Origin of the sequence: Chitinophaga sp. RCC_12 (genome assembly GCF_041360695.1) — a bacterium.
In the GTDB taxonomy this organism is placed as follows: Bacteria; Bacteroidota; Bacteroidia; order Chitinophagales; family Chitinophagaceae; genus Chitinophaga.
The window spans coordinates 680,329-692,721 of record NZ_JBFUPS010000001.1 but is presented as its reverse complement, the minus strand read 5'-3'; the positions used below and the strand labels follow the sequence as shown (position 1 = coordinate 692,721).

Genomic DNA, 12,393 nt, shown 5'->3' with positions numbered 1-12,393 from the left:
AGCGGTACCGGCAGAACCGGTACCGCTTTTGCATTTGTATTATTCCCCCGCTTTCCGTTAATTTTACAGATAAATAAAAATTAGTGGCACACGAATGTATTTCCGTATTTGACATTTTTAAGATAGGCGTTGGCCCTTCCAGTTCCCATACCTTAGGCCCGTGGCGCGCAGCATTGCGTTTCCTGGATCAGTTGGAGCAGGCTGGCAAACTGGCGGCTGTTAATAAAGTACAGGTATTATTATATGGCTCCCTTGCCAAAACAGGTCATGGGCACGGCACCGACATTGCGGTACAGCTGGGCCTCTGCGGGGATGATCCGGTAACTTTTGACGTGAACCAGATCAATCCTAAAATGGATGATATCCGCCGCAGCCGCCGGATGAAGATAGCGGGTAAGTATGAAATAGATTTTGATCCTGTTGAAGATATTGATTTCCTTTTTGAAGAATCCCTGCCGTTTCACCCTAATGCCCTTACTTTCCTGGTGACCCTGATGGATGGCGAACAGCTGGCTTCCACCTGGTATTCCATCGGTGGTGGTTTTGTGGTACAGGAGGGGGACGCAGGCGGTGGCGCCCAGCAAGTGGATCTGCCCTTCCCGATAGATACTGCCCGTCAGCTGCTGCAGTGGTGCATTAAAACCGGGTATAGCATTTCTGAACTGGTGATGGAAAATGAACACGCCTGGCGACCGGAAGAACAAACCCGGCAAGGGTTGCTGAACATCTGGCGCGTGATGCAGGAATGTACCTTCCGTGGTTGTCATACCGGTGGAGAGTTACCCGGCGGACTGAAAGTTGGCCGCCGTGCGGCAGTACTCAACAAAAAATTATTAAAGGGCCGTGCCTATACTGATTATGCCTCCTGGATTGACGCCATCAGGGCGGGGGGAGAGCATTTCAGCTATACGCTCGACTGGGTTAGCTGTTTTGCGCTGGCCGTAAACGAAGAAAATGCATCGTTCGGAAGAGTAGTAACGGCGCCCACCAATGGCGCTGCAGGCGTTATCCCGGCAGTTTTACAATATTTCATTGCTTTCTGTGATGGTTTCCAGGAAGAAAAGATCCAGCAGTTCCTGCTTACCGCTTCTGAAATAGGGAGCATCTTTAAAAAACGCTCCACCATTTCAGCAGCCATGGGCGGGTGCCAGGCAGAGATAGGTGTATCTTCTGCCATGGCGGCGGCAGCCCTTACCGAGTGCATGGGAGGTTCCCAGCGCCAGGTACTGATGGCGGCGGAGATAGCGATGGAACATCACCTTGGCCTCACCTGCGATCCTATCGGCGGACTGGTACAGATACCTTGTATAGAACGGAATACAATGGGCGCCATCAAAGCGATTACGGCATCACAACTGGCGCTACAAAGCAATCCTGAGCTGGCAAAGGTTTCCCTTGATGCGGTAGTGAAAACCATGTGGGAAACAGCACAGGATATGAATTCAAAATATAAGGAAACTTCCGACGGAGGACTGGCCGTAAATATTCCTATCAGCCTGCCGGAATGTTAAAAGATACCAGGTAACGAATTACAGATTTAAAAGCAGATTACGGCGAATATCGGTTATAATATAAGGAAAGAACCATATTTTCGTTTATACGTTATCATCATCTGCTTAGATCCGTAATTCGTTATTTTTTATGCGTGTTATCCTTGCCATTACTCTTCTTTCCTTTTCCCTTCCTTTATCGGCGCAGCAATTCGGAGGTAATCCGCCGTCGCTGAAATGGCAACAGATCAACACGGATACAGTACGGGTGATTTTCCCTCATGGTATGACCGGGCAAGGTGAGCGGGTCGCTAACCTGGTTCACTATCTTAACCGCTATACCCGGTCTTCTATAGGTAGTCTTCAAAAAAAAGTAAGTATTGTATTGCAGAATCAAACGCTGCAATCTAACGGATATGTACAACTCGGTCCCTTCCGCTCTGAATTTTACCTGACACCGCCTCCTAACTCGCTCGACCTGGGCTCTCTTAACTGGGTTGACCAGCTGGCTGTACACGAGTACCGGCACGTATTGCAGAACATGAACTTCCGGCAGGGGGTATCCAAAGTATTTTCTATTCTTGGCGGGCAGCTCGGGCAAGCGGCGGTAACCAATATCGCAGTACCCAACTGGTTCTGGGAAGGTGATGCCGTGGTAATGGAAACTGTGTTAACGCCGCAGGGCAGGGGACGGCTTCCTGGTTTCTTTGATGGCTTCCGTGGCCTTTCGCTGGCGGGTAAACATTACGCCTATATGAAAATCCGTAATGGTTCCTATGTAGATTATGTACCGGATCATTACCCGCTCGGATATATGATGACCAGTTATGGCCGGGAACATTACGGGCACACATTCTGGAGAGACGTTACCAGTGATGCTGTTCGTTTCCGCGGTGTGTTTTACCCATTGTCGCATAGCCTGAAGAAGAGAACAGGTATGAATGTAACCGGCTTTTATAATGCCGTGCTGAAAGAATACCAGCCGCTGTGGAATAATTATGCGGCCCGGCCGGATACTACGCCGGCGCAGCCTTTGCTGCCGGTTGCCAAGCCAGTTACCAACTACAACTACGTATACAGTGCAGGTAATAATGAATGGGTGATATTAAAGAATGCCTGGAATAAAGTGCCCGGTATTTACCGGTTGAATGCTTCCGGTAAAGAACGTTTGCTGGTGCGTCCCGGTATTTTATACGATGACTTTTTCAGTTACCGTAATGGCCGCGTGGTATGGGCTGCTGCCCGTTTCGATGCGCGGTGGGGCTGGAAGAATTTTTCCGTGATCCGGGTGTGGGATAACACTACCGGGCATACGAAAACTGTTTCCCCAAAGGGGAAATTCTTCTCCCCGGATATCAGTGAAAATGGGGAGAAGGTAATAGCAGTGGCTACTACTACTGAAATGAAATACAGCCTGCAGTTGATCAATACGCGCACAGCATCGGTGGAAAAGCAGTTGCCCAACCCGGAAAACTGGTATTATACCTATCCGCGTTTTGCTGCCGGTGAACAGGCCGTGATCAGTGCAGTAAGAAATAGTAAGGGAGAGATGGCGCTGGTTGAGCAGTCGCTCGTTACGGGCGAAAGCACCGTGCTTACACCTTTCAGTTATACCGTAATGGGTATACCGGTTGTGAGCGGGGATACGGTTTATTTCACCAGTGGCCTGAAAGATGTAAACAACGTATATGCGATTACGTTAGCAGATAGAAAAACGTATGAAGTCACCGACAGGGGGAACAGTGCGCTGCATATGGCAGTGGATCCGGCAGGCGACAGTCTCGTTTTCAGTGAATTCACCGTGAAAGGATACAAGCTGTATCACGCTGCATTGAACAAAGCCGCCTGGGAACCGGCCGACGTGAGTAAAGACGGGCGCAGCGCCTGGCTGCAGCCTCATTTTAAAGAAGGTGGTAATATACTGGAGCTGGCGCCGCATGATTCCCTGCCGGTGAAGAAGTATCCGCAGTTCACCCGTCCGTTTAACTTCCACAGCTGGGTACCGTCTTTTAATGACCCGGATTACAGTATTTCACTGATCGGTGAAAATATATTGAGCACTACATCTACCAGTATCGGCTATACGTACAACCGGAATGAGGGTAGCTCGGATTTCGCGGCAGGCTTTACTTTCGGGGGATGGTTCCCGGTGTTATCAGTAGGAGCCGACTATACCATTAACCGTAATGGACTGGATCAGAACCGGCAGCGGGTGTACTGGAATGAGGCCACTGCGCATGTGGGCTTCAGTATCCCGTTGAACCTGTCGTCGGGACTTTACAGCCGCAGTGTATCTTTCGGTAGTAATTACAATATCCGTCACCGTTACCTGGACAGCAAGTACAAGGGAAACGATCTGCAGTTCCTGACCAACACCATCATCTTTAACAACCAGCGGATCAAGGCAGTACAAAACATTTACACACATTTCGGGCAATACCTCGCGGTGCAGTATAACAGTTCTGTGTCGGGCTTGTATGCCGAACAGTTGTATGCACGGCTGGATCAGTATTTGCCGGGATTATGGCAAAATCATAACCTGGTATTGCAGGCCGCTTATCAGCAACGTGATAATGCGTTTAATTATACTTTCACAGATAATTTCGTATATGCGAGAGGGTATAATACGCCGTCGTATACGCGTATTTATAAGCTGGGAGCTAACTATCATCTGCCATTGGTATATCCCGACTGGGGCTTTGCGCAGATCCTGTATTTCAACCGTATCCGGGCTAATTTGTTTTACGATTACAGCATGGCTAATTTCTCCCGTAACAATGTGGATATCAATACCCGTTATACTTCTGCCGGTACCGAATTGTTTTTTGATACGCGCATAGGTAATGCGCTGCCTTTTACGTTTGGCGTGCGTTTCAGTCACCTGTTTGACCAGGACCCCGTAGACAATGCGCAGAACCGGTTTGATTTTATTATACCGATCCAGCAGTTGTTTAATTATTAGGAAGATGGATTACTTAACGTTGATCTGAAGGGAAGGAGCTTTGTAGAATTTTTCTTCTGCATATTTGATGATGATGTCGTCGAAGTACAAGACATCACCGGTTTGGAGGGTTTCCTTCAGGTTTTTGCTCCAGGCGGCGGGGAGGGAAGCTGCTTTGAAATTATCTCCTGTAAAATCTTTGTACACCGCAGGTTGCCCGGTAGTATCGTTCAGATAAGGCTCATGTTTTTCAAAAGTAAAAGCAAAGGAGAGCACCGGGTATTTGATATTCTTTTCGTCCCGCACAATCAACGCGGAGTCCAGTAATTTAATGACTTCACTTTTTGGTAGCGTGTCGCTCAGGTAGATGCCCCAGCTGCTGCGGAGTTTCATGGGTCTTTTGCTGGTTACGGCAGTCGCCGTTTTTTTTGCGGATTGTGCAATGACCGGTGTAACAGCAGTGGCTAATAAGAAACTAAGTAACAGATGTTTTTGCATGATAGTACCGGGATATAAAAAAATCGCCCGGTATAGTAACGACCGGGCGATCCTAAAAATTATAAGGACTTTAAACTTTCCTCGATGACCGCAATCTTTGCTTCGGCATCTGCTTTCTTCTGACGTTCTGCGTCTACGGCTTCTGCTTTTGCGTTTTGTACGAAGCGCTCATTGCTGAGTTTCTTTTCAACAGATACCAGGAATCCTTTCAGGTATTCGAGGTCTTTTGTGAGCGCTGCTTTTTGTGCGGTGGTATCCAGTGCAATTTCTGTACCGAGATAGAATTTATCTTTCTGTATTACGAGGGTAATGCAGCCTGGCACGGGTTCTTGTACATAGTGAATGGCTTTTGCATTCACCTGTTTGGCGAGCATGCCTTCAATTTGTTTGAATGCGTTATCGTGTTTGGTTTCTATGTGCAGTACGATCGGATCTTTTGGTTTTATCTGGTGTTTGTTACGTGCATCGCGGATGCTGCTGATCACTTCTTTTGCCAGCGAACCTTCCAGCAGGGTGGCGTGTACCGGCGCCTGCGGGGTGATAAACTGTTTTATCATCAGGGAATCATCCTCTGCGCGCACTGCGAGTTGCTGGTATATTTCTTCTGTAATAAAAGGCATATACGGGTGCAGCAGTTGCATCAGTTGTTCGAAGAAGTAAACTGTTTTATGGTAGATAGAAGCAGGGATCGGTTGTTCAAAACCAGGTTTTGCCCATTCGAGGTACCAGCTGCAGAAATCGTCCCATACAAGGCTGTAGATGGCTTTGAGGCCTTCGCTCAGGCGGAAGTCTTTATGCAGGGCGGCTACTTCCAGTTGTACTTCATTCAACCTGCTTTCAAACCATTTCACGGCGAAGTTATCTGCTGCGGCGTTGGTGGCGCTGTCATCTTCCTGGCGTTGTTCCCACATTTTCACCAGTTTAAGGGCATTCCATATTTTATTACAGAAGTTACGGCCCTGTTCACAGCTGGAGTCATCGTACAGGAGATCGTTACCGGCAGGTGAAGAAATCATGATACCAAAGCGAACGGCATCGGCGCCAAAGGCATGGATGAGTTCCAGCAGATCGGGGGAGTTGCCCAGTTGCTTACTCATTTTACGGCCTTGTTTGTCGCGTACCATTCCGGTGAAGTATACGTCGCTGAAGGGTTTCACTTCTTTGAATTCCAGTCCGGCCATGATCATACGGGCTACCCAGAAGAAGATGATATCCTGTCCTGTTACAAGTACCGAAGTAGGGTAATAGTAATTGATATCCTCATTACCCGGTTGGGAGATGCCGTTGAATACTTCCATTGGCCAGAGCCAGGAGCTGAACCAGGTATCCAGGCAATCCTGGTCCTGAGTGAGTTCGGCTGCTTTGACGGTAATGCTGCGGGCGGCAAACTGCTGCACCGCTTCAGCAGCGGTGGCGGCTACTTCAAAGGAGCCGTCCGGCGCGTACCAGGCAGGAATTTGCTGTCCCCACCAGAGTTGGCGGGAGATGCACCAGTCCTTTACATTTTCCATCCAGTATTTGTAGGTTGCCAGGAACCGGTCGCCGGGATGGATTTTTACATCACCGTTTACTACCGCATCCAGGGCAGGTTTGGCCATTTCTGCCATTTTCACAAACCACTGGGTGGAGATGCGGGGTTCCACTACCGTATCGGGGTTACGCTGACTGTAACCGAGGCGGGTGGTATATTCCTGCTCTTTTACGAGCAGGCCTTCTTCCGCGAGGGCGGCTACTACTTTTTTACGGGCAACGAAGCGGTCTTCCCCTACAAAAACAACGGCGGCGGCGCTGAGCGTGCCATCGTCGTTGAGGGTATCAACGATTTCGAGGTTATGTTTCAGGCCCAGGTTATAGTCGTTGATATCGTGTGCAGGAGTCACTTTCAGGGCGCCGGTACCGAATTCTTTATCTACGTAGGTATCAAATATTACCGGAACACGGCGGTTGACCAGTGGTACGGTAGCAAAGTGACCTTTCAGGTGGGCATATCTTTCATCTTCCGGATTTACGCAGATGGCGGTATCGCCCATGATGGTTTCCGGGCGCTGTGTGGCGATGGTGATATATTCGCCGGTTGGCGTGCCGGTGGCGTCCGTGATGGCGTATTTCACATGATAGAGCTTACCCTGGAGGTCTTTATATTCAACTTCCTCGTCGCTCAGGGCTGTTTTAGCTTTTGGATCCCAGTTGATCATGCGGGCGCCGCGATAGATCACTCCTTTCTTATAGAGGTCAATGAAAACGGTGATCACTGCTTTGTAGTAGTGGTCGTCCATTGTAAAGGTTACACGATCCCAGTCGCAGCTGCAGCCGAGTTTTTTTATCTGGTGGTAGATGATATCTCCATATTTATCTTTCCATTCGAAGGCATATTTGAGAAATTCTTGGCGGGTGAGCTGGGATTTTTCGATGCCTTTCTCCTGTTTGAGCATATTTACCACTTTTGCTTCTGTGGCGATGGAGGCGTGGTCGGAGCCTGGAACCCAGCAGGCGTTGAAGCCGCTCATACGAGCCCGGCGTACCAGGATATCCTGTACGGTTTCGTTGAGGGTATGGCCCAGATGGAGGACCCCGGTGACGTTTGGAGGGGGGATGACGACAGTATAGGGTTGGCGGCCATCCGGTTTAGAGCGGAAGTAGCCTTTATCCATCCATTGTTGGTACCATTTTTCTTCAACCGTTGCAGGCAGGTAATTTTTCGAAAGTTCCATGCTATTCATAATATAAGGTTGCAAAAATAACGGAGATTAAGGAGAGATGGAAATTTAAAGGACAGTAATAGTTGCCCTTTCCGTTATGCCATCTCTGCGATGATTTCGCAGGTTTGTGCAATCATTTCCGGTGTAACATCGAGGTGGGTGACTATTCTTACCTGCGTTGGTGAGATGGCCATTACGAGGATACCCTGTTTTTTGAGGTAATCTGCGAAGAGCTGCGGAGTCCAGTCGCCTGTTACTTCAAAGATGAGGATATTGGTTTCCACGGGGAGCATGTGACCGGTGAAGGATTTTTCCAGGAGGGCCTGCGCCAGTTGTTTGGCGTGGTGGTGGTCTTCAGCCAGCCGGGCGATATTATTTTCCATGGCGTAGATGCCGGTAGCTGCCATAAATCCGGCTTGCCGGAGGCCGCCGCCGAGTTTTTTGCGGATACGCCTGGCGGCTTTGATAAATGTTTCGCTGCCGAGCAGTACGGAGCCCATGGGGCATCCCATTCCTTTATTAAGGCAAACGGAGATGCTGTCGAATAGCTGTCCGTATGTTTTGGGGTCCTGGCCGGTGGCCACGAGCGCGTTGAAGAGACGGGCGCCGTCGAGGTGCAGTGCGAGACCATGTTTTTTACACACGTCGCCTATTTTCACCATTTCTTCCCAATCGTAGCAGCATCCGCCGCCGCGGTTGGAGGTGTTTTCGAGGCAAACGAGGCTGGTGCGGGCTTTATGCACATCGTCGGGGTTAATGGCTGCTTCCACCTGGGTAGCGCGGATCATGCCACGGTCGCCGATGAGGGCGTGTACCTGGGCGCCGGAGTTGAAAGCGATGCCGCCTCCTTCATAAATATATACGTGAGCGAGATTACTGCAAACCACTTCATCCCCGGGCAACGTATGTACTTTAATGGCAACCTGGTTACTCATAGTGCCGGAAGGGCAGTACAAGGCTGCCGGTTTGCCAAAATACTCTGCCATCATGGCTTCCAGTTTGTTGATGCTGGGATCTTCACCGAAAACGTCATCACCGGTTTCTGCCTGCAGCATAGCCTGTAACATGCCAGGGCCGGGACGTGTAAAAGTGTCGCTTCTAAAGTCAATCATTTTATTGAAAAATTTGCAACGGCTTAACGAATAAATTAGTTAAGATGTTAATTTAAATATGATTCTTTATCAATTGTTAAAATTTGTATAAACCAACGCTGTACAGGGACTAAAGCACTATAAAATTCCGTTATAAAACTGTACTTTGTTATATGGCTGGCAAATATAAGAAGGATTTGGTAGAGTGGTTGGTTAGCACGATCTTTGCAGACTTATTTTGAAACAAAACAATAAAGCGCGGGAAACTTTGTAAGTTAATAATTTTAAAAGTTTCGAACAAAAAATTTCTTTCGCTGTTATTTATTTATAAACCAATACAATTTTTCATATGAGGCAACTTAAAATTGCCACCCAGATCACCAATCGTGATTCGCAGGCGGTAGAAAAGTACCTGCAGGAAATCTCGAAGATCCCTTTGTTAACACCTGAGGAAGAGACCGTTTTGGCGCAACGCATTAAAATGGGCGATCAAAAGGCTCTTGAAAGATTGACTACAGGAAACTTACGTTTCGTTGTTTCTGTTGCGAAGCAGTATCAGCACCAGGGCCTTAGCCTGAGTGACCTGATTAATGAAGGTAATCTCGGCTTGATCAAGGCGGCACAACGTTTCGATGAAACGAAAGGTTTCAAATTCATCTCTTATGCAGTATGGTGGATTCGCCAATCCATTCTGCAGGCGCTGGCTGAACAGGGTCGTCTTGTTCGTCTTCCGCAAAACAAAATTGGCACCTATAATAAAGCTAACAAAGCTTACATGGCATTTGAGCAGGAAAACGAGCGTGAGCCTTCTACCGAGGAGCTCGCAGAAATCCTGGAGATGTCTGAATCAGAAATTAACAATATCTTCCAAAGCAACACCCGTCACATGTCTCTGGATGCACCCGTGCACGAAGCAGAAGATGTAGCAATGGGCGACCTGCTGGAAGGTGGAGATATTACTGATGACGACGTGATGAGAGATTCACTCCGCGAGGAAATACGCCGGGTATTAAAATCCCTGAGCCCACGCGAAGCTGAAATTGTGAATGCTTATTTTGGTCTGGATGGTGAAAATGGCGCAACAATCGAACAAATCGGTCAGAAATACGATCTGACTAAAGAAAGAATCAGGCAGATTAAAGAACGTGCTATCAAAAGGCTGCAGAAAGCCCGCTATAGTGGCGCCCTGAAATCATACCTGGGATAAAATACCTTTATTCATTAGTTAGTTAACATTAACGAAAGGATAAATCTACTAATCCTCTTTATTCTATAAGAACACCGGCCTTGTAAATACATGGCCGGTGTTCTTATTTAGTGAACACCCCTTATTTTTGCACTCATGCGTATGCCGCTTTTCTTACTCCTGGTTATACTGATCTTTGCCGCCTGCGAGAAAGATATCAGTGTTAACCTGCCACAACAGGAACCACAACTGGTGGTGGAAGGCAGATTTGAAAGCGGCTCCTACCCGGTGGTAATTCTCACACACAGCCTTAACTATTTTTCACAGATAGATCCGGCAGTATTAACGAATGCCTTTGTTCATAACGCCACCGTCACCGTTTCCAATGGCAGCAAAACCATGACACTAAAGGAACGGACAATAGATACCGGCAACATGAAGTTCTTTGTATACCTGCCGGACCTTACGCAGCCTGCAAACAACTTCACCGGAAATGTGCCGGGCACCTATACTTTACGTATCAACGCTGACAATAAGGCATACGAATCTGTGACAACTATACCGCAGCGCGGCATGAAACTGGACTCGGTCTGGTGGACATTGGTGACCGTGGATGACTCCACGAAAGCCCGCCTGTGGGTGAAGATCACGGATGCTCCTGCGTTTGGGAACTATGCGAGGTACTTTACCCGGCGAAACAGTGAGCCCTATTTACCCGGACTGAATTCTGTGCTGGATGACCAGCTGGTGAACGGCACAACATTTGAAATTCCTGTGGACGCCGGCGTTAATAAGAACCTGGATCCGGATGACAGGCCCGATGAGTTCTTTGAACCGGGGGATACCGTTACCCTGAAGTTTTGTAATATTGACAAAGCAACCTGGGATTTCTGGCGAACGCTTGATTTTGCCTATAACAGTAATGGCAATCCATTTTCATCGCCCACGAAGATACTTGGAAATGTACCCGGCGCATTAGGCTACTGGGGCGGGTATACAGTAACCTATAAAACAATTATTATTAGCAGGTAATTATACATACAGCAAACAAAATGGAAAACAAGCAACAAGAGCATGTACACTTATTGATCATCGGTTCCGGCCCTGCCGGTTATACCGCTGCAATTTATGCTGCAAGAGCCAACCTTAAACCAGTATTATACCAGGGCATTCAGCCCGGCGGACAATTAACCATCACCACTGAAGTTGAAAACTATCCTGGTTATCCGGAAGGTATTCAGGGACCGGAAATGATGGTGGATTTTGAAAAACAGGCGGCCCGCATGGGTGCCGACATCCGTTATGGTTTGGCTACTTCCGTGGATTTCAGTAAACAACCTTATAAAGTAACGATCGACGAAGAGAAGGAAATTACTGCCGATGCGATCATTATCGCCACCGGCGCCTCTGCCAAATGGCTGGGACTTCCTTCCGAGCAACGTTTGAACGGCAGCGGCGTAAGCGCCTGCGCTGTTTGCGACGGATTCTTCTTCCGTGGTAAAGAAGTGGCTATTGTAGGCGCCGGTGATACCGCTGCTGAAGAAGCACTTTATCTTTCTAAAATGTGCAGCACTGTGCATATGCTGGTGCGCCGTCATGAAATGCGCGCTTCCAAAGTAATGCAGGACCGCGTACTGAAAACTTCCAATATCATCGTATACTGGAATTCCGAAACAGACGAAGTACTGGGAGATAAGAAAGTAGAAGGACTGCGCATCCTAAATAACAAAACCGGTGAAAAGAAGGAAATACCGGTAAGCGCATTCTTTGTAGCTATTGGTCACCAGCCCAACTCCGGTATCTTTAAAGACTATCTGACACTGGACGACCAGGAATATATTGTTACAGAACCAGGCACCAGCCGTACCAGCGTGGAAGGGGTGTTTGCCTGCGGTGATGTACAGGATAAAATTTACCGCCAGGCGGTAACTGCCGCCGGCAGCGGATGTATGGCCGCCCTGGATGCAGAAAGATATTTATCAGCAAAAGAACACCACCAATAATAAACAGGATAATGAATAATGGATTTACAGGGAGAACATTCCTGTAAATCCGTTATTTGTTGTCCGTAATTTCCGCTTATGCTTACCATCGCCCTCGAACAGGCTACTTTCTACGCTTACCACGGCTTATACCCGGAAGAAACCATCATCGGTAATCATTTTGTATTGGATGTGGCAGTTCGTATACCCGGCACCGTGCCCGTAGATGATTTGTCTGAAACGGTTAACTACCAGGGCATCTATGAAATAGCAAAGGCCGTGATGGCCGTTCCCCGCCCATTACTGGAAGAAGTGGTGTATGAATTAACCGACGCACTCAAGCAACGGTATCCCGGTATCCAGCACAGCACTGTTACCCTCCGCAAAATGAATCCGCCCATGGGCGCTACTGTGCGCAACTCGCTGGTTTCCCTGGAGAAGGATTACTAGTTAGTATTTTTTGGGATATATATGATGTTTCCGTAAATTTATAGCTATAAGTTAAT

Annotated in this window: 9 protein-coding genes; 6 read left to right on the top strand and 3 right to left on the bottom strand. The window is 48.1% G+C overall.

Going from position 1 to position 12,393, the window contains the following annotated elements; translation table 11 throughout:
* Positions 1 to 83: 83 nt before the first annotated feature.
* Both AB6805_RS02845 and AB6805_RS02840 read left to right on the top strand, forming a co-directional pair.
* Positions 84 to 1,511, top strand: a complete 1,428-nt coding sequence (locus AB6805_RS02845; protein WP_370907949.1) for an L-serine ammonia-lyase — start codon at positions 84 to 86, stop codon at positions 1,509 to 1,511.
* A gap of 130 nt (positions 1,512 to 1,641) precedes the next feature.
* Complete coding sequence (locus AB6805_RS02840; protein ID WP_370907948.1) at positions 1,642 to 4,452, top strand: hypothetical protein; 2,811 nt, start codon at positions 1,642 to 1,644, stop codon at positions 4,450 to 4,452.
* Between the two features lie 9 nt (positions 4,453 to 4,461).
* On the opposite strand, the gene AB6805_RS02835 is transcribed toward AB6805_RS02840, so the two are convergent.
* The 3 genes from AB6805_RS02835 to AB6805_RS02825 all read right to left on the bottom strand — a co-directional run bounded on the left by AB6805_RS02835 (position 4,462) and on the right by AB6805_RS02825 (position 8,740).
* On the bottom strand, positions 4,462 to 4,929 hold the full coding sequence (locus AB6805_RS02835; RefSeq protein WP_370907947.1) for a hypothetical protein: 468 nt from the start codon (positions 4,927 to 4,929) through the stop codon (positions 4,462 to 4,464).
* Between the two features lie 59 nt (positions 4,930 to 4,988).
* Positions 4,989 to 7,640: a valine--tRNA ligase gene (locus AB6805_RS02830; RefSeq protein WP_370907946.1), complete on the bottom strand. Its 2,652-nt coding sequence runs from the start codon at positions 7,638 to 7,640 to the stop codon at positions 4,989 to 4,991.
* Between the two features lie 83 nt (positions 7,641 to 7,723).
* Positions 7,724 to 8,740 (bottom strand): low specificity L-threonine aldolase, encoded by a 1,017-nt coding sequence (locus AB6805_RS02825; protein ID WP_370907945.1) that lies wholly within the window; start codon positions 8,738 to 8,740, stop codon positions 7,724 to 7,726.
* 328 nt (positions 8,741 to 9,068) lie between these two features.
* Here AB6805_RS02825 and AB6805_RS02820 point away from each other — a divergent pair, with 328 nt between their 5' ends.
* From AB6805_RS02820 to folB, 4 genes are all read left to right on the top strand, one after another.
* Positions 9,069 to 9,926: an RNA polymerase sigma factor RpoD/SigA gene (locus AB6805_RS02820; RefSeq protein WP_012793808.1), complete on the top strand. Its 858-nt coding sequence runs from the start codon at positions 9,069 to 9,071 to the stop codon at positions 9,924 to 9,926.
* Positions 9,927 to 10,061: 135 nt separating this feature from the next.
* A complete protein-coding gene (locus tag AB6805_RS02815) occupies positions 10,062 to 10,937 on the top strand; it encodes a DUF4249 domain-containing protein (RefSeq protein WP_370907944.1) in 876 nt (291 codons plus the stop codon).
* 20 nt (positions 10,938 to 10,957) lie between these two features.
* A complete protein-coding gene (gene trxB, locus AB6805_RS02810) occupies positions 10,958 to 11,908 on the top strand; it encodes a thioredoxin-disulfide reductase (protein WP_370907943.1) in 951 nt (316 codons plus the stop codon).
* Between the two features lie 78 nt (positions 11,909 to 11,986).
* The gene (folB, locus tag AB6805_RS02805; RefSeq protein ID WP_079473347.1) at positions 11,987 to 12,337 is read left to right on the top strand and encodes a dihydroneopterin aldolase; all 351 of its coding nucleotides are present in this window, start codon (positions 11,987 to 11,989) and stop codon (positions 12,335 to 12,337) included.
* The last annotated feature ends 56 nt before the right edge of the window (positions 12,338 to 12,393 follow it).

Coding starts and splice junctions, on each gene's coding strand:
- AB6805_RS02840 (WP_370907948.1), top strand. CDS start 1,642: ATGCGTGTTATCCTTGCCATTACTCTTCTTTCCTTTTCCCTTCCTTTA.
- AB6805_RS02835 (WP_370907947.1), bottom strand. CDS start 4,929: ATGCAAAAACATCTGTTACTTAGTTTCTTATTAGCCACTGCTGTTACA.
- AB6805_RS02830 (WP_370907946.1), bottom strand. CDS start 7,640: ATGGAACTTTCGAAAAATTACCTGCCTGCAACGGTTGAAGAAAAATGG.
- AB6805_RS02825 (WP_370907945.1), bottom strand. CDS start 8,740: ATGATTGACTTTAGAAGCGACACTTTTACACGTCCCGGCCCTGGCATG.
- AB6805_RS02820 (WP_012793808.1), top strand. CDS start 9,069: ATGAGGCAACTTAAAATTGCCACCCAGATCACCAATCGTGATTCGCAG.
- AB6805_RS02815 (WP_370907944.1), top strand. CDS start 10,062: ATGCGTATGCCGCTTTTCTTACTCCTGGTTATACTGATCTTTGCCGCC.
- trxB (WP_370907943.1), top strand. CDS start 10,958: ATGGAAAACAAGCAACAAGAGCATGTACACTTATTGATCATCGGTTCC.
- folB (WP_079473347.1), top strand. CDS start 11,987: ATGCTTACCATCGCCCTCGAACAGGCTACTTTCTACGCTTACCACGGC.